Origin of the sequence: Streptococcus sp. 29896 (assembly GCF_032594915.1) — a bacterium.
Lineage (GTDB): Bacteria > Bacillota > Bacilli > Lactobacillales > Streptococcaceae > Streptococcus > Streptococcus suivaginalis.
On sequence record NZ_CP118733.1, the window covers coordinates 2,011,403 to 2,033,826 of the forward strand.

Here is a 22,424-nt window from a genome sequence, read left to right on the forward strand (position 1 = left end):
TAATAGACATGACCATTTTTCTATTTACAAAATAAAATACATATCCCATGTGGGAGTTTTTATTGCAAATGAGAGAGCATTACTATACTCATTTTCTCGAGCATCATACTCGATATCTTGATAGAGAGAAAAACTTGATACTGGAATCTGACCAAATTCCCTTTCTAAACTGTATTCATTATCCCACTTAATCAACAGACTGCCTCGATAATTAATAAGTTTAGCATTACCAGACATAGTTAGAGGTGATTTACCTGGGCTACGATATGTTACCGTGTAAGTACATTTCCAGTCATTTCCTTCTAATTGACCAAGAAAATCTTTTAATGTTGTTTTTTCCATATAGTACCTCAAAGAAACTTTATAACATTTTTAGTTTTATTATACTCCTATATATGTTTTTGTCTATTATCTTTCTAAATTTTCTCTATCCTTTTCAAATAAAAGTTTATAATCTCCTTGCCTTGTTTTAGAATTTTATTTCACCGAAAAATCGATCGCCGTTGGCGGTGATTTTTCTTAGCCTATCTTTCTATTTCTTCAGGGGCTTTTGTCTGATAGGAAGTTTCTTGTCTTCTTGCTTGAGCGTGTTTCTCAAGTTTTTCATATTGAGTAAAGTCTTTAACAATACTATCAAATTTTTCCTTCAGGGCTTTTCGCTCGATTGAAACCTCGACAACCTGTTTTTCAATCTCTTTTGGATTGACTGAAGATGAGATATTGAGTTCTTCCAAAACTTGATAAGCTATTTTTGCATCAATCGGACTTTCTGAATGAATATCTTCAAGCGCTGAAGCAATCTTGTTCAAGCGTTCCACTTTGTCATCAAGCCTATCTAATGAATCTTGTGTTTCTTCGATTTGAGCAATGAAGCGGTCACGTAGTTCATGAAACTGGTCAGAATCAGATACATTATGACTGACTAGGTAATTATATTCCTTGACCAGTAAATCCAACTTGGAAATATTAGGGTTCTTGGTCAAGATATATTCTCCACTCTCATAAGCAAGCTGATTGATAAGCGTTGACCCTTTCATAAATTTGTTACTTGCTGAATTGTCAGGATTGATGAAATAGAAAAAATCAGATTTCTTGATAAAGACATCAAAGCTCCCGTCATCCTGTTTATCAACTAAGCGACTTGGAATTTTAACTGTTCCTTGATTGGCTATCCCATACTGCATTTGAAGATAAATCCCTGTGTCTGTTTCATGCTCGATCTGCCACGGTTCAATTTTGACCCTGATTTCAAAATCTTCAGCTTTCTCGGCTTGTAATTTGTCATACTCGCTTTTAATTGACTCTAGCGGATGCACGATTTCATTTTTAGCTAGTCGCTCTTGAATTTGTTCCAAAGAGTAACGTCCCTTTTTTGACAAGGTACTGTCACGGGTATTTCTCTTTTGGTCTTTATCAAGTAATTTATACTTGGCATATTTGCCCGAAAAGTCCACTGCAAGATTAAGCGCCTTTGCCTTTTCTTGAAAATCTGATAGGTTAACTGAGTGCTTCAGCAAAAATTCAAGACGGGACTTGATTTCTAATTTGAAGATATTTTCTTTCTGATAAGCTGAGTATTCTTTGTGACCAAATTGATTTTTATTTTCAAGGATTTTTGCTCCTGCTAAATCAGCATACTTATCAGAAATTTGCTCCAGGGCTTTTTTTGTGCCCTTCTGCCATCTGAATTTATTAAGAGTTACTGAGTTAGTGGAATTGATATAAATGTGATTGTGTAGATGCCCCTTGTCCATGTGAGTGGCAATCACAAATTGATGACTTCCACCTGTCAACTCAAGTGCCGTCTTTCGTCCAATTTCATGTACCTGTTCAGGTGTCAGATTATCTTCAGGGGAAAATGATTGAATAACATGGTGGGCTAAAACGTCATTTTTGACCAACTCCTCATTATTGATTGGTCTGCCTTTTTCTAAATTGGCAAGTTGCTTCAGTTGCATCATTTCTGAATAAGCAGACTCTACATCAATTATCAGATTTCCTGAAACCAACTGAGAGACAGGTTGACCATTTACAAACTTGATAGGAAAGTTTAAATCTGAATCAAGTAATTCAGCTCCAATGGTTTTAGCACCATCTTCAATATACTTGATACCATCAGATAATTTATTGACTGATTTTATCTGTTTGACTTTTGTTACTACCAAATCAATTTACTCCTTTCTTTCCTTCAAGACTTTTTCAATATGGGCAATTTCTCGGTTAAAATTTTCATCAACCAAGCGCTTAACCTCTGCTAGTGATTCCTGCAAAGTTCGATAATTTTCAAGACTAACTTCTTCATTCGTGTTGACATATTTTACAAGTTGGTTGATATTTGTACCAATTCTATTTATCTCTGTTCTCAATTTTATCAACTCAGAATAATCAACCGTTACCACCTCACCAGTCAAAAGCATATAACGAGCGTATGTGTTAAAATTTGAAAAATTATGTAACTCCATTCTACTCTTGATTAGTTCATTTTCTTCAGGGGTAACACGGAACTTTCTTTGAATTTGTCTGTATAGTTTCTTTTCATCACTCATAATAAACCTCGTTCATTTTATTTGGCTTATGCGCTGTCACCCGCTATACTTTTCAAACTGGCAAGCATAGCAAGGTGGTACCACCTAGCAATATTTAAAAGATTTTCCCAAAACTCAAAACTGGCAAAGTGCCAATTTTGAGCGGGTCAATCTTTCAAAGTTTTGGGGAATATCCCCAAGCCCCTAAGTCGTCCTTCGGACCTTAATTGACTTCAACTTGTTGAAGCAATTCTTCCTTTTTGGTTTGATACTCTTCATCAGAAAGAGTTTCAAGATAGGTGATTGTCTCAGCATATTCTTGAGCTAAATCAGGGTCAATGTCTTTTAGCTCGTCAGCATCTTCATCTAAAAGAGCAATGGCTTTTCTGCGCTTGGCTTCGATAAAATTTTCATTCCTGGTGTATATGCCATTCTCAAAATAGAGTAGGTTCAAAAGTAAAGTTGTTTCGATTGTGTCATTCATAGTTTAGTCCTCCGATTGTTTTCTACGATTCATAAAGCCTGCGGATAATTGAGCGACAAGGTCTTTTACAGGTTCATCTCGTTGTCGCTCTTTTGTAATTTTTTTGGCTCTTCTTTCGCCTGCTCTTCCTTTTTAGCTTCAACGGGTTTTTCTTTAGCTTCTTGTTTCAAGCGGTTAATTTTATCTTGAAAAACATCTTTTGTAACTTCTTTACTTTGATACTTTTCAAGGGCTTTATCAATTCTTGAAATCAGGCTATTAGCTTCTTTTTGTACAATTTTAATTTGACCTTCTAGGTCAGTCAGACCTTGAGGGTCATCCGTCCAGTTCGCTAAATATCCAAAACTATAATCACTCGTATCAAGTCCATAGTGACTAGCAACGACAAAAGCAACTGACTCAGCTTGTAATTCTGCGGTACTTCTTTTTAGTGGATTTTCTTGAATTTTTTCCATGTTGTGCAAGTCAGAATGTGCCATTTCATGGAAAATGGTTTTAAGCGTATGTTGCTCCGATAGTCCCTTCTTAATAACAATTTCATTGTTGGTTGGTGAGTAATACCCTTTTGCCCTTCCTGTATCATCACTGAAAGAAAGGGGAACGCCATTAGCTTCCGAAACCTCTTTAGCTGACTTATAAAGATTGCCATAATCTTCATAAGTCCCTTCGAGTTCATAGATGGGTTTAGCTAATTCTTTTCCGTTTGTTTGGGAAATATCAAAGACAGGAACAAGTTTAAAGGACGTGTAGGTTTGTTCATTTCCATTTTCATCAAGAAGGGGTTCATGCGTTTTAGGGTCTTTCTTTTTAAGGGTAATTGGCGCAAAAATCCGTAAGGCTTTTTCACCCTTATTGACATTTCTTTCAAAGTCATCTTTCCATTTTTTAAAAGATGCCACGTGTGTAGCTTCAGGATTTTGCATGTAAATCAACTGAATATTCCCAGGGGAATAATTGTGAAACTTGCTCATGGTGGTCAAGTATTGTTTGTAGGTATCAGACTCAAAATAACTTTTGACTCCTTCTCTTAAAACCTGAGAAAGACCCTTGCTATCTTTTGCTTCAATCAATTCTGCAACACTTCTTGTTGGAGCTGAAGAGGATTGATTTTGATTGTTTGGATGGTTAACATCCAAAGGATTTGAACCGTAACCAATTTCTTCATTATCGGATTTTCCATCCCCATCTGTATCAGCATTGTAAGGACTTGTGCCTTGATTTTTTTCAACTTCATCAGAAATCCCATCACCATCTGAATCACGTTCACGTTCATCTTTTCGTGCCTGGTCTTTCTTTCTCTCCTCTTCTTCTCTGAGAATTTGGTCAAAACGATTTCTTAAATTTAAGTCTTGATTAGTTGGCATTGTTAATCCTCCATGTTTTAAATTTGGTTCATCTTTAAGTGGTTCTATCTCTCGACTTTTTCGCAAAGTCTCAAGCATTTCTTTTCCATCATCCTTGATAAAATCATGATTGATGGATAGTGTTTTAATCTGATTATCCTTTTCAGCAAACACACCTAATACCGTTCTTTGAGATGGCTCAATCGTCTGATAAGCTTTATGAGTTAGCTTCATCAATGAAGCAGGAACGGCTGAATTGTCATCCATTTTTAGAGCTAAAATGAGGTCTTCATTTTCGGGTTTAATTCCTTTTTCTAATTCCAAACGCTTGAACTTTTGGACCGAACTTAAGTCATTAAAGGTGAAGGCTTTGGAGTCTAACAGCTCAGGTAACATTGGCAAGACTTTGATTTTATCGTTATAGCCTTGACCAAGTGTCACATTCTGAAATGACAGATGACCTGAAGCCACTTCATCAATAAATTTCTCAGCAACTGAAGGCAAGTGTTCGTCATAGATTGGCATTATTCCTGTCAGGTGCATCCAGTGTCTCTTTTCAAAGCCGACCTCTAAAAAGTTAAGTTGGTCATCTTCGTTAAAAGCATAAATGATTTTTTGGTTGGAAAAGCTGTCTAAATACTGTTGGGCTGACCGTTGCAAACTATCCGCATAGTTGTTTAGAGTCCTTATGTCCTTATCTTCAGGATATTTGTAGCCACCACGTAGCCTATAACTTGACTTAACTGACTTGTCAATGTTAAAATGTAATTGAACATTGGCAGGAAAATCAGGTTGAGTCTTTGACTCTTCGGGTTGCAGTGCTATCCCTGAAACTTCGGTTTCTAAAGAACTGAAATTGCGATTGAACAATTCGCCCCCAGTGTTAGATGGCTCTTGACTTCGGTCAGGAGCTTTTTCTTGTGTCTTAACTGTTGGGTACTTAGATTCTTTCAAGTAATCATTCCAGTCCATTTTGTCCTGGTCTTCTGCTATTGGTGGAAGGTCAAGGGTGACTTCAATTTGTTTAGCAGTCAGGCGCTCAATAAAGGTATGACCTGCTTCATCATTATCAACGGCAAGGGTAATTAAATCCTGGTGTTTTCCATCTTCAAAGAAAGTGGTTACTCTAGCCATATCAGCCAGGAAGGAAGATTTTTTCTCCTGGTCAACCTCGCCATTAAGTTCACCAACTTCAGATAAGAGTTCCGCCACGTGACGACTCACAGTTGATTCTTTTAAGCCATCCATAGCAACTAATCGGACATCCTTCAGGGTGTCCTTTTTGAGTTCATAGTAACTCATCAGGTCTATTGGGGCTTCTGCAAAGATTAGACGAGATGGTGTCCCTATATCAATGTGCATCCCTGTCAAGCCATCTGAAGCCCTCATAATTTGTTTTAAGCGCCCTCTTTCGTACAAGTCTAAGTTTTCCCTTATCCCTTGCAAAGAAGCCCCTATAATTTCATTTTGAGTGTCCAGACTCTTAAAAACTAGGACAGGTTCAAAGTAGTCACCCGTCTTTTTAGTGGCTTGTGATAAGACGCCTTTTTCTGCGAAAAAATCGATCGTCTCATCAGACAAGCCCCTGACGTCCTTCAGGTATTCTCTCCCCTCTTTAAACTCTGTTTCATAGGGTTCAAGATAATAATGAAAAGGTTCTTTTTCAGGGATTGCAGTCACATCCACTGCATCAAAGCTCCCATCTTCCAAGAAATGCTTGGCTTGCTTAAAAGAAATGGCTTGTCCTGACGTTTCCTCTTGGACAACCTGGACCATTTTTATCACATCACCACCAGTAGAACGGGCAAACCAATTGAAATAGTTATCCCTGGTATTGATGGTAAAGGAATCATGCTCTTGCCAGGCGTAAGTATGGCTTCCTGTTCGGTGTAGTTGCATTCCCAAGCTCTCAGCTACCTCTAAAATGGATAACTGCTTCAGTTCTTCAATACTTGCCATCTATCCTGCTCCTTTCTCTAATTGTGCTCTTATGGCTTTTTTGGTTTGCTCGATAAACCAATCTTTAGACTTTTGACCTTGACCAACTAACTGAAGGGCTGTTTCCCACTTTCCAGTTGTTTCAGGATTGGTGTACATCACTTCAAGATTATCCAGGAAAAGGACAAGCATTTTCCCCCTATCTGTTGGGAAAAGTTGACCTGTCTTCTTGTCACGTGTGATATAGTCACGGTCAATAATGGTCTTAATGATGCCTGCTCGTGTTGCAGGTGTTCCTAAATTGTACTTAGGAAGCACGTCATCAAGCAGACTGCTTTCTGTTAGCCTTGCAGGTGGTTTTGTCTTATCTTCCTTAATTTGGGCTTCAGTGGCTATTCTAGCCCCCTCCTGGTAGATAGGTAAGACGGAATCCTTATTTTCCTTTTCAGCTAGTTTTGTCCACCCCTCATTAGTCATCACACTTCCTTTAGCGCTGAAGGTATTCCCATTGCTATCAAGTGTCACTTGTGTTGCTTGGTAACGGTAATCAGGAGCAAACATCAAGAGCGTTCTCTTGAGGATTTCCGTATAGATGATTTTTTCATCTCCTTCAAGTGAACTCACGTCTGACGTGTTTTCCGTTGGGATGATGGCATAGTGTTCCATCTGTTTATCTTGCACAAACTTCTTCCGTGGCTTAACGTTAGGTAAATCAGCTTCAATGCCCAGGATTGCTTTATAATCATCAAGGTGTTTAACTAGGTATTCAAATTCATTAGGGGTAATCAATTTGTGGTCAGTACGTGGATAAGACGTAACCCCTTTTTGATAGAGCTTTTGAGCTATTTCAAGGGTATAAGCTGAATCAAAGTGATATTTCTTACTCATTTCTGATTGAAGACTTGTCAAATGGTATAAATTTGGCGCAGAAACCGCCTTATTTTCGCTTTGAATAGATTGAACGACCGAATATCCCCCAAGAACCTTTAGAGCCTCCTGTGCGCTCTCTAGGGTCTCAAATTTGGTGTTGTTTTTGAAGATTGTCCCTGCATCATCAATCAGTTCTACCTTCCAAAACGGCCTAGGCTCAAAAGAATCAATAGCCAGGTCATTTTCAACGATTAGAGAAACAATCGGTGTCTGTACTCGACCAACTGAAAACTTCTTCTCCTTCTCCCCTAAATAACCTAACTCCTGGAGCTTCAATGATGTCCAAGGGCTAAAATTAAAGCCAACCAACCAATCTGATTTGGCACGTGCTTCAGCTTCTTCAGCATATTGTCGGGTTTCTTCAGCAGGTCTCAGGCTTTTGAAGGCTTTGACAATTCCTGAATCCGTCAGAGAGTTGACCCATAACCTATATTTGACCTTCTTCAGAGCATTTGGAATCAGTCTCAAAATCAGATAAGCGATAGACTCACCCTCACGGTCTGCATCTGTCCCTATGATGATGCAATCTGCTTGATTGACCTCACGTTTTATCAGGTTAAATTGCTTCTTCTTATCTGCCTTGACCTCATACTCGAAGGTCTCAGGAAAAGCGGGCAAGTTTGCCAAGTCCCAATTTTCATAGTTCTGATAAGGATTCTTTATCTCGACCAAGTGACCAACGGCTGAAACCACCGTCACTTGACCGTCTATCAAGTTTGTTGTGACTTTCCAAGCCCCTTTTTCATTCTTAGCTTGTCCCAGGGCATGAGCATATTTCTTGGCTTGGTCAGGCTTTTCAGCCAGTACCAGGTATTTCATTTCACATCACCTCTATTTCCTCCTGAAGAAGTCTGTCTATGTTGTCCTTCAGATAACTCAGGTCTTCTTTTGAAGCCCCAATCGATTCTACCTCCAGGCTTCCTTCATAGTGTCTAAGGTAGCTGAAGAGTTGCGGAGCAACTGCCTGAAATTCTTCAAGCTCTAAAGTCTTTATCAGCGTGCCGATAAAGCCATTTAAAACCTCGCCCTCATTACTTTTTTCAGTCACCTGGTGTCCTAGGGCAAATTGTTTGAGTGCTTCAGCCATAGTCTCCATTTCAACGGCTGAAAAGAAGGTTTCAAAGTATCCTATTCCTCTTGTTTCTTGTCTTGTCATTGTATTTCCTCCAAAATAACAAAACCTGCTAGGCTTTCCTAACAGGTTTTCTCATTTGCTTAAGAAGCTAGACTAAAAGGCAAGTCAGCTTCTAAGACTTGTTTTTCTGTGGTGTTAATCACCCTATCATGGTTCACGTTAGCATCCCAATCATCCATATCTGACATGGTGCGAATGTAACGATACCAATTATCATCACTTGGGCTATTTGCCAGTTCTTTTGCCCGTGGATGCTGAAGCACGTTGGTCTTTTTGTCCCTGAAGACATTCTGTTTCGAGATAAAGATAAGAGCTTCATCAACGCCTATACGGGCAACCTCATCAGGTGTCAAGAGGTCACGTTGGATGGTTTGAATAGACTGACTGCTTGAGCCTTGCGCCCCCCTGGTTTGGGACTGATTCTTGACATTGATAGTCTGCTTACCACTCCGCATAGAGAAGTAATTCATTGTTTCCTTGTCATTTGTTCCCAGGTAAACCAGAGTAGCACAGTTATTGAAGATGGTTTCCCATTGGTCTTTATAGAGCGCCTTCAGTTGGCTAATAGCCTGAATGATAATATCAATAGAGATTTCACGTGAACGGACTGAAGAGAGCGTTTCTGTGAAATTTGGGAAACGTCCGTAGTTGGCAAACTCATCTAAGATAAGTCTGATATGGAGTAAGTCTTCAGGTTTACAGGTTGGATGCAACCCTTGAATAATCTCATCAGCCGTTTTAGGAAGTTGTCTAAACATCATGGTAAACATGGTTGTAGCAATGAAATTAAAGGATTTATCTGTTTCAGGGATTGCAATGAAGACCGCTGTTTTCTCCGTCTGCCATTTTTCCATTTCCATTGAATCACGTGCGGTCAGGTTTCTAACTGCATCATGGTCAAAGACAGCAAATCGTGAAGATGCCACTGATAAGACCGAGGTCATGGTTTTTCCTTCAAAGTTCCCGTTGAAGAGTTCCCATTGCCTGTTTGCATAATTCCCTGGGAGTTCTTCTTCAAGCTCTTCAAACATTCTTTCAACTACGCTAGGCGTGTCCTCATCCTCACGCCTGATATTCCTTAAAAGGTCAGCAACCTGGGCAATGTTTGGCTCATATTTTTTTAAAACCTTACCGTCAAAATAGAGATAGCCTATCAAAGCACGCATCAGGAGCATTTCAGCCTGATTCCAAAAATCCTCACCAGTATTATCAGACCGTTTTGTCCCTGCAATAATGGCTTCAGCAACCCTATCAATATCTAGTTCATCATGCATATAATGAAAGACATTGAACTGATTAGAATTGGTCAGGCTTACCAGGTCAAAGACCTTAATTTTATAGCCGTTAGCTTCAAGCATTTTACCTGTTTCTCGGACAAGAAGTCCTTTAGGGTCTGTGATGACAAATGAACTGTTCATCTGCATCAGGTTCGGCTTTACAAAGGTAAAGGTTTTACCATCACCAGGCAGACCAACCGTCAAAGTATTTTTGTTGAGTTGTCGGTTGAAAGGAAGGCGCTTATTAAATAACCCCATCCGTCCATTTTGGCTGAAAATCATATCATTTTCAGGTTCTTTATCTCTGAAGGAAGCTATCTCCTTAATCGTTGCGTAACGTGCCGATCCGTGTTCCTCTCCGTAGCGGTAACGCCCTTTGTCGTTGACTCGAAAGTAAAACATCAAGACAATAAAAAAAGCAATCCCCCCACCGTATAGGCTAGATTGAGTGAATGAAAAATCAATCAAAGACTTGCTTGACCAGTTAGCCCTCATCCAGTCTAAACGGGCTTCATCAAAAAAGATGACTCCTTCAGTCGCAGGAGCTAGGTCATAAAGTTTAACCAACCAATGCACCACATAAAAGAGAATCAGCCCGACAATCAGATAGATAAAGAAGTTTCTTTTTTTCTGTTCAGTAACCATCTATAACCCCTTTTCATCTTTAGCAATCGCCTTTTTAGGCGTTGGAACTTTGACCTGGTTTTTAGCTTTAATATCAGCCTTGACCTGCTTCTTGTAATAAGTGAGCTTTTCCTTCACGGTCATATTTTTAGGACTTTTAACCAGGTTATAAGATAGCTTCTCAGCCTTGTCAGGGTTCGTTAAATCATTGATGATACCCTTGAAACTTGCTTCAAGCGCCTTCACATTTTTGGCATCGATAGCAATGGTGCTTGTCCCATTTCTATTGTCCTTGATAGAAAAACCCACGTCATAACCTTTCAGGTATTGTTCCAGGCGTTCTGTGTTGACTTCATGATTCATAAAGGTTTCAAAATGCTTAGTTTCCTTAGTTGCCATGAACTGATTCCAGTTAGTCTTGTCTGAGAAAACCTTGCTTTCACTGTGGCTTTTGATTGTCTGATAGCCATTTTCCATAGCATAATAGAGAGCTTTCAGCATCAATTCTCCTGTGAGTTTGTAAACCTCACCGACCTTCATTCCAACTCGTTCTTGGTCCATTTTTACCTCCTTTTTCTAAAAAGAAAAGCGGTGAGGATTTTGACCTACCGCTGTCATATCTTAGTTGCTTTTAAGTGTTCTTTTCTTGAAGAAATACGCCATCAGTCCTGCAAGAATACTTGTCCCTGCAAGAGTCATCAACGCTTCTTCTTTCTCGCCCGTGTGTGGCAAGGTCTTCATTTTACCTGATTGGTCTGTGATGCTGATGGTCTTATCAGCATTAACTGTCCCTCCCACTGCTTCAGGGGCAAGGGTGCTTGTTGAACCATCTGAATAAGCGACAATCACTTGACTATCTTGAGTTGCCACAATCTGATAGCCTGTGTTTGTATAAACTGGTGCTGATGGGGCTACATTTGAGACCACTTGACCTGTGACAGTTGAAGTTGTACCAACTTGACTAGCTCCTGCATCTACTGCTGTTTGAGCTGAAATATTAGGATTGTTAGTTGGAACAGTGACATCAGGAGTCAGAGTCGTTGACCCACCGTCAATTGTTGGAACGGTCACGGTGTTTTCAGTAGGCTCACTTGTTTTTGGTTCAGTTGTCGTGTCAGCATCCTGGGTAGGTGCTTCAGTTGAAGATGGCTCACTAGCTGAATTGTCTTCAGTCGAAGGAAGAGAGGTCTCTTCAGTTGATGGCGGTGTGACTTCAGTTGAAGGTGTTGTTTCCGCAGGCTCACTTGTAGATGGAACAGTCACGTTAGGGTCAGTAGGAACAACAGTATTATCTTCAGGTGTGCTTGGTGTTTCAGTTGGGGTTTCAGGAACAGTTGGAACAACGGTATCATCTGAAGGCGCTGAAGAGGTATCCGTTGGCACTTCAGGCGTGGTCACAACCGCAGGCACATCAGACGTTACAGGGGCGTTTTCATCTGCAAATGCAGTCAAGGGGCTTGCTGAAGCAAGTACCGCTACTGATGATAAAGTGATAAGTTTTGTCCATTTTTTCATGTTGATACTCCTATTTATAATTATATTTATGTTTATAATGATAGTTATAGCTATTTAAATCACTATGTTTATTCAGCAAAACTTGAAAAATTTGGCTGACCAACCAGGACATAGCCATACTTGGATTTTTTATCTTCCTTAAAGGGAAGCGTAAGACGAACGGTCTTAATGTTGCTGTCATCATCTCCCTTGGTTGTCACGACAAAAGTTACTTTGATAGTATCTTTTGATGATGACACCGTTTCATAGATGGATGATTGAACCTGAGTCGCTTTTTTAGCTTCTACACCTTCAGCCTTCAAGTCCTTACTCAAGAAGTCTGACAGATTGTCTGAGTTTCCTGAGTAATAGTTGGCAATGAAGAACCTGCCGACCACTTCAACTTTTCCCTGGTCAGCTTCAACCGACAAACGATTTTCAAAGCTTTGAAGTTTTTGATTTTGGGACTGTACCAGGCTAAAAGCAAAGACCGACATTCCCAAAGCTCCCAGAGATAGCACCTTCCAAATCAGCCCATTTGTGAGGATGTTTCCTCCTGGAGCTTTTTGAGTTTTTGGTTTTTTTGGTGCTACTGCTTGTTTTGGTTTTGAAACCTTTTGAGCCTTCTTTTCTTTTTTAGGTTTTTCAGTGGGCTTAACCAGGTCTTTTTTAGAAGCAGGTGCTTCTTTCTTCTCAATCTGAGGTGCTGAGATTGGCTCTACAAGCTCATCTTCAGTTTTTTGTGTGACCTCTTCTGCGGAAACGCTCACCTGTGGCTTACGCTGAAGCAAAGAGAAGCCTTTTTTCTCACGCTTCAATCCGAAGTTGGAAAGGGCTTCTTCTACAATTTCCTGAAGGGGAAGGGTAAGAGTCATATTGTCCAGGAGTGAGCCATCTTCAGCAACTTGTTCAAGCTGAAGAGTGAAAGACTCATGCCTATCTTCAGCCCAAACGGATTTTTCGTTGATAATTGATAACAGTTCATCTCGGTTAGGACAAGTTTCTTGCTGACGGGTTTGAATATTAGTAATCCGAAACATGACCGTCACCACCATTCTCAGCAACTGTCTCAGTCTTGGCAAAGAGTTCCAGGTCTTCAATAGACTTGCCTGATTCTGCCATCAAAGCGACAATATAATCAGCCTTAGCTGTTTTAAGCTGTTTGTTTAGCTCTCTTTCCTTATTAGCTAACTGTGTTTTTTGGTCTTTGATTTTTTCAAGTTCAGCATCAAATTTATTGATTTTTGCTTTAAGTGTTTCTGCTTGTGATTTTCTAGTAACCATTCTTTTTCTCCTTTTCGGTAGCTAGTTAAGAAGCAACTTCTTCTGAGCTTGCTTCTACTTTGTCTTGTGATTCTTTTGACTCTTCTTTGTCTTCTGAAGACTCTTCTGTTTCTTCATCCTCTTCAGACATGGTAGTATTATCCAGGATGCCATAATCGCCTGTTTGGTCAGTGAGAATGATTGACTCAATCTTATTGACCTTGAGTGTGCCATTATCATTAACGTAGGTCAGACGAAGCGTGAGCTTATTCATGACATCCTTTTGAGCGGTATCATAGTTCTTCTTTTCATCAAGCAAAGTATTGACATAGTTTACCTGAGTGATGACGGATAAGCTGTTCTGATTGATGAAGATTTCTGAAGACTTATATTCAAAATCAACCACAAAGCCTTTGTAAGTCTGACTGACTGGTTCATCTTCTTTAGCAACCTCTTGATTATAAAGCGCATCAGTCATATATTCCTTATAACGCTTGCGGTTTTCACCCAGGTCTTTCTTGGTGAAATAGTTCAACAGAAATTCTTCGACCTTGTCTTGTGTGAGAACTTCTTCTTTTGGACTTTGTTTGGTTTCAGATGCCCCCGTCTTTGTTGTTTTACCTGATGAGGTTTGACCAATCCCTACTCCGATAAAGACTGCAATCACAACTAAAAAAACGTAACCAATTATTTTCAAATACCTGATTTTTGTTTCATCTAACATATTTTTCCTATCTTTCTACTTTATTTTGGTGGAATAGCAAAAGTAAAATACGTTTGGTTGGTCCATACAGCCCAATGAATTTTATTTTGAATCCCACTCACATTACATTCTGAGATAAGGAATGTTCCATCCTCATTAACATATTCCACGTAGGCTACATGTCCATATTGTGGAAGCGAATATCCAAATCCTCCTGCTACTGATACAACAGAACCTGCAACTGGTTTGTCACTGAATGTCCATCCTCTGGCGACTAGTCCTCTCACCCAATCTTGACCATTTCCAAGCCAATTATAGTGCGGTGAACCTGCTTCTACAAGACGATTATAGACATACCAGGTACATTGACCGATTGGATAAGTATTGCCATCAAGCGAAGCGGACACGGTTGCTGAAGATGGATAGCTTTTCAGTTTTGAAGCATACTCTTGAGGGAATCCCCAGGAGCTTTGTAGGGTTGAGCTTCCGCCTTTGGTACTGCCACCCGTTGGATTTTTAAGGTAGGCAAGCACTTGTTGAGCGTTGTTCTGACGTTGAGCTAACTTATCCCCTGAGTTTCCTTCCCAATAGACCAGGAAGGTTGTTGTCAATGAATTGACATCCTCATTAGAATGTAGCACGTCATTCAGGATTTTAATGTAATAAGGGCTATCCCCGTGAAGCATGAAATCAAGCTGAAGCTCTAAATCGTACCACTTTTTACCTTTTGACTTAGCATAGTTCAGAAGGGCTGTGTGACGGGTTGAACCGTCTGCCGTATCTGTCCATTGACCAAGTCCTAGTCCTCTATGAACGATATTAGGATACTTACCGCCATAGACTTCCATGTTCCCCATGCTTAACCAATTAGGGTCATCCCAAGAAGTTGCTGAAGCACCAACAGGAGGGCTGAGATAGTCTCCTTCAGCCCGTTTGGCTGTGATGGAGGATTCTGTCCAAAAGTTCCCTAACATGGCTGACACGCCATTTTTGGTCACTTTAGGGTCTTGTTTCTTCAGATAGTTATAGATATTATTGATTTTCTTGGCAATATCGCCCTCAATATTCATATCTGAAATGACTGACGTTGTTTGATTGTACTCCACTTTAGGAAGATAAAAGCCAACGTTGACCCAAGCCCATTCCTTCTTTTTCTTGTCCTTGAGTTTCTTATAATAGACCTCTTGACCTGATGACTCGCTGACCTCACCAATCTCATCACCTGCTTTGACCATATCACCATTTTTCACTCGAAGGCGTGCCACCTTCTTATAAGTGAACTCTGCCGAACTGGTCTTAATGGTAACGTCTGTTCCCTTGATTGTGACCTTACCACTCATGACGGCATAGAGCTTGTCTCCCTGGTTCGCTTGTAAAATCGAACCGTTATACATTTTGTTTTTGGAGACGTAGCCAAAGCGCTTATCAATTCGGATAGGGTCTAGCTTCTCATCATCAGCCTTATTAGTAAAAGTGTTGTCCAGGTCATTATAGGTTACATAGTAGCCAACTTCTTTTGCCTGTTCCAAGATTTCATTATAGTCCTTTATCTCATCCTTGCTGAGTTTGAGATACTTGTTTTTGGTTGACGTGTAAATATCAGCCATTGTTTTCAGGTTGTCTTTGTCACCGTTCAGGTCTTTCCAAAGGTCAGACAAAAGTTCCTTATAAGAATGTTTGAACTGATACCACTTCTTATCCTTGGAATCATAATTGCTATTAAGGGTAAAGTCTTCATGCTTATACCCCATGAACATCATGATTTCATCAATATTTGTCCAATAGTCCACCTTGTCATTCGACTTCTCACGGTCAATCTTGGAAAGGTATGTCCAAGTTTCCGTTAGGTCAAATTCATTCTGTGAAACCGTTGAACTTCCGCCACCTGTGACGACTCCTAGAAGAGCGATAATCAAGAAGCCTAAAAACATAATCAGATAGGCTTTAGCAGATAGCGGATTCTTGAGAACGGTCAAGATAGGTTTGCTAACAGTGCTTGCAACCTTCTTAGTGGTTCTAGCGGTCTTGCCTGCTTTTGATACTCTTAATCTTGCACGCAAACGCTGATACTTGTTTTTAAATTTGGTTTCCCATCGATTAGAAATAGGAGTCCTGGTAAACCCACGACCACGGGCAAGATTATAGGTGCGGTTTCCTGCCCCATAAACGTCCCTAGTCGCTCCTTTACCTATTTTGACAGTGTAACTGCCAATCTTCTTAGCTTGCCTGATTTCAGCGTGTGTACGCCTGATATTTTGACGTGCTGAAGCAATATCTTCCAGAACGTCATTATCCTGAAAAGCAGAATCAACAAAGTGAGAAGCCTGGTAATGTGCAACCCTTCCGACCTTCTGAACGCCAGTCCCACCGTTACGTTGGATGGCTTGGCGCTTTTTGGTCTTAGTCGTTTTCTTCTTTTCTTTCAGGGTAGCTAATTCTTTGCTAGCGACCTGCCGTCTTGCCTTTTGTTTCTGCCCCAAGTACCGCTTTTCAGCATCCGTCTTGGGTTTTAGAAGCCTAGACTCCCTCTTTTCAGCCTGCTTATAGCTGTTTTTCGTTGTCTTGAGGTCAGACTTGGCTTCCTTGTAGTCACGCTTGGCATCTCGGAGGTCTTGTCTTGTTTTTCTTGACAACGTTACACCTCCTAAGCATCTGTGGTCACAAGTTCATAAAGTCTTGTGTGATTAGGGATAGGATTTTCAAAAGGAACAACAATCTGACCTGCAACAATCAAGCCCGTTCCCTTTGCTTTTGGTTTTTCAATGTACCTGATAAGAGTTGGGGTCAACGTAATAGCTTTTGATAGTGCTAAAAGGTCAGATTTCTTATGTTTCAAGAGTATCATGAACTCACTATTTGAAACGAGCTTACGCCCCTCTTCCTTGTTCATCAAGGTTTCAATATTTTGAGTGATGGCTGTGGCAATCGCCCCATATTTACGAACCCGTGAATACAATTCAGTAAAGAAGATAGCTTGTGCTTCTTCTTTAAAGAAAAGCTGAACTTCATCAAAGTAGATGCGAGTTGTCAATTTTCCTTGAGAAGCAACAACCTGATTCCAAATATAGTCTTGAATAACCATCATAGCAAATGGTTTGAGTTTACCTGACAGACGTTTCAGGTTAAAGACTACGAAACGGTCAGTAATATCAACATTAGTCTCATGAGCAAAGATATTTTGCGACCCTTTAGCATAGATTTCTGATTTAAGCGCTAGCTCCTGGGCTTCAGGTTCAGGCTGTTCTTCCAAAATATCATGCCAATCTTTAAGGGTTGGAGTCTTATCACTACCTGCAAAGCGCTTGTAGGTTTCACGGGTGACACGGTCAATGATGGTATATTGAACGTCCCCAACTTCATCAAGGATAGACTCAAACAGACCCATGAGCAAGTTTGACTTGTCACCGATAGGGTCATCATCCCCATCCTTCAGTTGACTGACATCAGGCAAATCCATCAAGTTCAAGTGAGATTTTGAGCCAATGTAAATATCAACCAACTGCGCTCCAAATTCTCGCCCAATATCTGAATACTCATCTTCAGGGTCAACAATAATGATACGGTCTTCAGGGTTCTTCAGATAGGTTGGGATAATTTCCATAGTCTTCACGGTAACAGATTTCCCTGAACCTGAAGAACCAAGCACCACTCCCGAACCAGTATTGAGGTCAGCCTTACGGTCAACTGTGATGACGTTGTTGGACAGTTGATTTTGACCATAATAGAGCGCCCGTTCACTTTCTGACTTGAGGTCAACATTGGTAAACGGCACTTGAGTTGCAAGGTTAGCGGTGGTCATATCACGGACAAAACGGCGTTTCACATTTAGGAATGTATGACCAATTGGAAGGATAGTGTTCAGTCCTTCTTCCTGGTAATAGTAACACTCCTGGAAGTCAACCCCAACCTTACGAGAAGCCGTCTGAACCTTATCAGTAATGCTTGAGAGTTCTTCTTCACTATCTGCTTTGAAATACACGGCAATCAGTCCTGAGAAGGCTTTTTGGTCATTGTCGTCAATTTCTTCTTTCCAACGTCTTGTAGATTCTGAAATTTCACGTGCTCGACCGCTGACCGCCAATTCTTGATCGACACCTTCTTGAGCACCTGAACGCTGTGCCTTGACCATTTCAGCCTTGATTGTTGTGTCAGCGTTGTTAATCTTCTTCATGAAGCCTGAAGGTTCATAGGGTTCAGCCTGAACCGTAATAGCCAACTCTACACCAATATCCGTCAAGTTTTTAATCATGCGGTCTGTCAAGAAGGTTGGGAAGTTACGTGCATACATGACTTTAGCAACCCCTTCATTGATTCGGAAACGATTTTCCAAAAAATGAATCCTGTTAGGTGCAATAAAGTCCTTGGTGTGCAATTCTGACAAGGCAATATCCTTAAAAGTATAAGGGAGTTTACGCTTACCAAGAAGCAACTCCGCAAACACGTCCAGACGTTCTTTCCCATCCATTTCCTCAAAAGAAATATCCATCTGAGAATACTGATTTTCAAGAGAGTTTCCAAGTTCGCTTAAGTTTGCATCTGCTTGACCTCTGTTATAGGCTTCTGTCTTCAGCGTGACATACTTTTCAACCTGGAAATTTTTTGAGTCGCTTGAGAAGCGAGACTCAATCATTTCATTGTATTCCCTGCGGAAATTATCGAAGCCATCCCCGACCTCTTCATATTTGATTTGTTCAACGGCATTATCTTCAATTCTGCGATTGATGACCAAAAGTTGATAAGTCGTCCCTGCATCTAGTGAATTGAGGGCTTCAGCGTGTGTATCAATCACGTCAATTTTTTCTTCCTGGTTAGCTGAGATATAAGCAACATCTCCCAGGCGATAAGTCCGAGACCATTCATTTTTGGCAATGTGCATCAGCCCATTTTCAAAAAGACTGTTATATTTAATTGTGTTTTGTGTTGAAGCCTTTAAAGAACGTTTCAGGCGTGCCTTACGTTCCTTTTCAGCTTTCGTCAAATTCTTTGATTTTTTTCCAAGATTTAAAATCATCTTTTGTAAACTCATCTCCTTCCCCAAATTCTGTTAGAAAGGCTCTTTTCTGAACCTTGAGATTAAACATGACCTTGTCCTTAACAGCTTCATCAAAGCCTAACCCATAGATAATGAAGGGTGGGGCAATGATAAGTGTTACAAGATACGTAAAAATATCTGAGAGTTCCATCAAGGAAATTGTAATTGTTAAAGAAACAACTATCGCTATTCCTAAAAACAAAACCAGTAGGCGTTTAGTTAACCCAAAGGCTACTGGTCTTTCGTAGTTGTCAAACTCTTTCAGGAACTCACTTCCTAATTTATTCATACAACCTCTTTCTAGCTAAAATAAAAACACCTTGCCGTGCAAAGTGTTTGTTCAACATATTCAGTTTTATTTCTATTCAGCCAAACTTGACATAATAGCACCAATCAAAGCGAGTATCAGAAGTGCCAATACAGTCCAACCCGAATCAAATGGATTCCCTGCTGTTTCTGCATCTAAAATAAATACTTGATAGGCAAAAAAAGCAATTACCCAAAAAATTGAGAGCCCAATAAACATAACTAGCCAATGATATAATACGCTTAGAATGAAGAAAGGAGTTGCTATCAGAAATCCTAGAATCATCATGATTCCTGAAAAAAGTACACCAAAGAATGCTCCGATTTTAGACCAAATTGAACGCTTTACCTGTTTAGAAGTAATAGGTTCAGTTGGAATAGATTGAACGGATAATTCTGCTTGAGAACTCACTTTGACGTGATTTCCTTCCCGTTTAAAGTGATATTTTGTTTCTGACATATCCTCACCTCCTATCAGTCTATTGTACCAAATTTTGATTGATTTTACATGGCATTTAAGAGTGATTTTGCCAAACGTTGGCTACCAAACAAAGCTATAATATAAACAATGCTTTTTGCGATTGATGCAAAAGCTGTCACCCAATCACCGCTCCCTGCTTTTAGCATATCATCTGTAATTAAAGCAGGATAGAGCTTGACTATAATGACAAGTAAGAGTCCTTGAAAAGCATAAGCTGAAAAATGCTTTAGAAAATTTATAGCCACAGGTCTTGTCTGCTCTGACATAAAGAAAGCGACAATTAGTGGTGAGACAGCCTTCAAAATATACATTTGGAAAAATCTCATAAAGACTAAAATTTTAGCGCTAACATTCCCAACAAATTCTGCAGCCCAACCAACTAATTTGACTATCTGCTTCATTATCCAACCACTGACACCTGATGTATCAACCTCAGCCTTATATGCTGTTTTGGGAAGAACACTATCAACAAGAGCAATAGCTCTATTAAAGACAAATACGATGAAATCAAAAATTTCTGAAATATTGTAAACCAGGATAAAGGCGATAATATATCCCAAGGCTACTTCCATCCAAAGTTGAGCTGTCAACCCTCCTCCTTCTTGTCCTAACCTTCTATTCCATGACAGAATATCAAAGAGAAAGAAGGTCAGAATCAAGACGGATGCAACTGGTAATAATGCACCATTGATTTTATCGGCATACTGATTGACTGTTGAACTATATTCAGCTAGAGAATTTGTGATATTATCCATTCACTCTAGCTCCTTTCAGTCTTAGCTAATTGTTCCAAGCAAAGCGATAATTGCTTGACAAACTGAAGTACCGATAAGACCAATAGCACCACCATTGACCATACCGTTTGAGCCTTTTTCTTGGCGCATTGAGTCATTGTTGTTACGACCACCGAAGAAGTCAAGAGCTCCTGAAAGAACCCATACAAGACCTGTTACACCTACTACGATTTGAACTACACGAAATACATAAATTGCTGTTGCCATAAGAATTACTCCTTTTTCTTTTCTTCTAAGTTTTGTATTGCATTTGCGAGGACTTTCATTTCATCCTCAAAAAGTGTGACACCTTTGCCTACTCGTGAATAGTCATCTTTCCATGACCTAATATCATATTTGGGCTCGGCATCATTCCATGAAACTTTATTTAATTCTTTGTGCCATCCTGTTTCACTGGTTGATAACGTGGCAATATGTTCTACAACCTTGAAACGGATAGGCTCATCATTATCTTTTGTTGGATGACGGCTTGACTGATTTTTGTCTTGTTGGTCTTTCCAACCTTTTTCTGCTTGCCAATCCGTCATGTACTACCTCCTGTTTTTTGTTTTCTAGTGCGGTGATAGCCTGTACCAGTTAATCTAAGAACGCTAGTCAGTCCGAACCGACATCTTCTCGCAACTAAAATTCCATTTCTTTCAATCGTGCGAATTGCTGAGAAAACGTCTTTATATTCAACTTTCAACTCAACGGTCATAGACTTTCCTGCTACATAACCTTTTCTTGAGACCGTGCCATACTTTGGTTTCAATACCATGATTTCACCTGTATCAAGATAGGCTGAAGCACCACCTTCACGACCTAACTGTTTTAAATCTCTTATGCAAACGTCATTGTTTGCTAGTTCTTTAAATTTATTCATTCTTTTCTCCTTCTCGAATAAATTTAGGTTGATTTACACCCATGCTGTATAACCTCCTTGGTTATATCCGTATTTCATACGCACCGTTTAAGGTCAAAACGGCAAACCTGCGATAATGCAATGTGTGACTGAGACTAGATTACTAGCTTTACACTCCGCCCCCAATTTTGTATCTCATAGTCACGCTGTATCAGGGCAGAGGGGATATTCAGTTGTCAATGAACTCAAGTAGTTTAATGACTTGCTCAGGTCAAAGTATCTATTTCTTTCTGTTCTTGAATTTTCTGAAAAGGAAATCTGGTAAGAACAACCAAGTCAGAACTCCTGCGATAATGAGAGGTAATGAAATCAATTCCATCAGATCACCCCTTTTGCTTGTTGTTTTCTAACTGCTTGGTTCCATTCTGACATGATGCCATTAAAGACGTACTCAGCAACCATTTCTGATGAACGGGCAAATTTCATATTTTCTAAAGCATACTGATAGCGGTTATCAAAATGAATCATAGCGTAATCTGCAACTGAAGGGGATAAATTTTCTTTGAGTAGTTGGTCATAAACCAAATCCCAAATATAGTCTTTATCATACTTGGTCACTTTATCAACTTTTCTAGAAAGTGAATCTTGATTTTTTTCTTCAGGATTTTGAATTGCTTTTTCTTCCTCGTCCTCAGAAATAATCAATTTAGTATCACTAAGTTCAGTATCACTAAGTTCAGTATCATTAGGGGCTGAAACTGACACCCCCCTGGTTTCAATTTGAGACCCCCCTAGTGTTTTTTTGACACCCCCCTGGTCTAAATTTGACACCCCCCTAGTTTCAAAACTGGAATCACCAGCATTTTCAACGTTTCTAACGGTTGGGTCATCTTGTAATTGACCAAGATAAATACGATTAGCAAGGTTTCCTGACTTACTTGTAGATTGTTGAACCTCACGAATCAAGCCGTATTCATTTAACTGTTTTTTAATTCTCAAAAGGGTGGATTTTGAACAACTAAGAATCTCCATCAATTTTGAATTTGAATACATCAGATAAATATAACCTGCTTCATCAATCCAATTGTTTTTTAGAGAAAGTGCTAATCTATCTTTGAGAACAGAATAAGCTACTTTTGTGTCAAGTCTCATTTCCTTGTAGTAATCACTCTCAAAGAGAATTTTAGGTAGTGCATAAAAACGTTCTGAAGTTTGATACTCATTAGCACTAATCATCTGAATTTCTTTCATGAC

At 39.7% G+C, this 22,424-nt stretch carries 22 protein-coding genes; all 22 read right to left on the reverse strand.

Annotated features, from left to right (window positions below):
• Positions 1-24 precede the first annotated feature (24 nt).
• On the reverse strand, positions 25-342 hold the full coding sequence (locus PXH68_RS09200; protein ID WP_053866439.1) for a hypothetical protein: 318 nt from the start codon (positions 340-342) through the stop codon (positions 25-27).
• A gap of 182 nt (positions 343-524) precedes the next feature.
• A complete protein-coding gene (locus PXH68_RS09205; RefSeq protein ID WP_105183081.1) occupies positions 525-2,165 on the reverse strand; it encodes a helical hairpin domain-containing protein in 1,641 nt (546 codons plus the stop codon).
• A 6-nt stretch (positions 2,166-2,171) separates the two neighbouring features.
• Positions 2,172-2,546: a plasmid mobilization protein gene (locus PXH68_RS09210; protein WP_061286128.1), complete on the reverse strand. Its 375-nt coding sequence runs from the start codon at positions 2,544-2,546 to the stop codon at positions 2,172-2,174.
• A 202-nt stretch (positions 2,547-2,748) separates the two neighbouring features.
• The gene (locus PXH68_RS09215; RefSeq protein ID WP_061286130.1) at positions 2,749-3,009 is read right to left on the reverse strand and encodes a hypothetical protein; all 261 of its coding nucleotides are present in this window, start codon (positions 3,007-3,009) and stop codon (positions 2,749-2,751) included.
• Between the two features lie 65 nt (positions 3,010-3,074).
• A complete protein-coding gene (locus tag PXH68_RS09220) occupies positions 3,075-6,311 on the reverse strand; it encodes a PBECR4 domain-containing protein (RefSeq protein WP_061286132.1) in 3,237 nt (1,078 codons plus the stop codon).
• Positions 6,312-8,039 (reverse strand): DNA topoisomerase, encoded by a 1,728-nt coding sequence (locus PXH68_RS09225; protein WP_061286134.1) that lies wholly within the window; start codon positions 8,037-8,039, stop codon positions 6,312-6,314.
• 1 nt (position 8,040) lies between these two features.
• A complete protein-coding gene (locus PXH68_RS09230) occupies positions 8,041-8,376 on the reverse strand; it encodes a hypothetical protein (RefSeq protein WP_248027797.1) in 336 nt (111 codons plus the stop codon).
• Positions 8,377-8,435: 59 nt separating this feature from the next.
• Complete coding sequence (locus tag PXH68_RS09235; protein WP_053866488.1) at positions 8,436-10,277, reverse strand: VirD4-like conjugal transfer protein, CD1115 family; 1,842 nt, start codon at positions 10,275-10,277, stop codon at positions 8,436-8,438.
• Positions 10,278-10,817 (reverse strand): hypothetical protein, encoded by a 540-nt coding sequence (locus PXH68_RS09240; RefSeq protein WP_053866487.1) that lies wholly within the window; start codon positions 10,815-10,817, stop codon positions 10,278-10,280.
• A 60-nt stretch (positions 10,818-10,877) separates the two neighbouring features.
• Complete coding sequence (locus tag PXH68_RS09245; RefSeq protein ID WP_053866486.1) at positions 10,878-11,771, reverse strand: LPXTG cell wall anchor domain-containing protein; 894 nt, start codon at positions 11,769-11,771, stop codon at positions 10,878-10,880.
• Between the two features lie 68 nt (positions 11,772-11,839).
• Positions 11,840-12,790, reverse strand: a complete 951-nt coding sequence (locus PXH68_RS09250) for a hypothetical protein (protein WP_053866485.1) — start codon at positions 12,788-12,790, stop codon at positions 11,840-11,842.
• The gene (locus PXH68_RS09255; RefSeq protein WP_053866484.1) at positions 12,774-13,034 is read right to left on the reverse strand and encodes a hypothetical protein; all 261 of its coding nucleotides are present in this window, start codon (positions 13,032-13,034) and stop codon (positions 12,774-12,776) included. Before PXH68_RS09255 ends, PXH68_RS09250 begins: the two co-directional genes overlap by 17 nt.
• A 25-nt stretch (positions 13,035-13,059) precedes the next feature.
• Complete coding sequence (locus tag PXH68_RS09260) at positions 13,060-13,737, reverse strand: hypothetical protein (protein ID WP_053866483.1); 678 nt, start codon at positions 13,735-13,737, stop codon at positions 13,060-13,062.
• A gap of 20 nt (positions 13,738-13,757) precedes the next feature.
• Positions 13,758-16,349: a phage tail tip lysozyme gene (locus PXH68_RS09265; protein ID WP_248027799.1), complete on the reverse strand. Its 2,592-nt coding sequence runs from the start codon at positions 16,347-16,349 to the stop codon at positions 13,758-13,760.
• 11 nt (positions 16,350-16,360) lie between these two features.
• A complete protein-coding gene (locus PXH68_RS09270) occupies positions 16,361-18,727 on the reverse strand; it encodes a VirB4-like conjugal transfer ATPase, CD1110 family (protein ID WP_053866476.1) in 2,367 nt (788 codons plus the stop codon).
• Complete coding sequence (locus PXH68_RS09275) at positions 18,681-19,037, reverse strand: PrgI family protein (protein WP_248027801.1); 357 nt, start codon at positions 19,035-19,037, stop codon at positions 18,681-18,683. Before PXH68_RS09275 ends, PXH68_RS09270 begins: the two co-directional genes overlap by 47 nt.
• Before the next feature lie 72 nt (positions 19,038-19,109).
• The gene (locus PXH68_RS09280) at positions 19,110-19,514 is read right to left on the reverse strand and encodes a lactose transporter (RefSeq protein ID WP_079739439.1); all 405 of its coding nucleotides are present in this window, start codon (positions 19,512-19,514) and stop codon (positions 19,110-19,112) included.
• Between the two features lie 44 nt (positions 19,515-19,558).
• On the reverse strand, positions 19,559-20,290 hold the full coding sequence (locus PXH68_RS09285) for a type IV secretion system protein (RefSeq protein WP_053866475.1): 732 nt from the start codon (positions 20,288-20,290) through the stop codon (positions 19,559-19,561).
• 21 nt (positions 20,291-20,311) lie between these two features.
• A complete protein-coding gene (locus tag PXH68_RS09290) occupies positions 20,312-20,536 on the reverse strand; it encodes a hypothetical protein (RefSeq protein WP_053866474.1) in 225 nt (74 codons plus the stop codon).
• A 5-nt stretch (positions 20,537-20,541) separates the two neighbouring features.
• Positions 20,542-20,856 carry a YdbC family protein gene (locus PXH68_RS09295; protein WP_079739438.1) on the reverse strand — a complete coding sequence of 105 codons (315 nt, stop codon included), beginning with the start codon at positions 20,854-20,856 and terminating at the stop codon, positions 20,542-20,544.
• A complete protein-coding gene (locus PXH68_RS09300; RefSeq protein ID WP_053866473.1) occupies positions 20,853-21,191 on the reverse strand; it encodes a hypothetical protein in 339 nt (112 codons plus the stop codon). Before PXH68_RS09300 ends, PXH68_RS09295 begins: the two co-directional genes overlap by 4 nt.
• A 357-nt stretch (positions 21,192-21,548) precedes the next feature.
• Positions 21,549-22,412 (reverse strand): replication initiator protein A, encoded by an 864-nt coding sequence (locus tag PXH68_RS09305; protein WP_053866477.1) that lies wholly within the window; start codon positions 22,410-22,412, stop codon positions 21,549-21,551.
• Between the last annotated feature and the right edge of the window lie 12 nt (positions 22,413-22,424).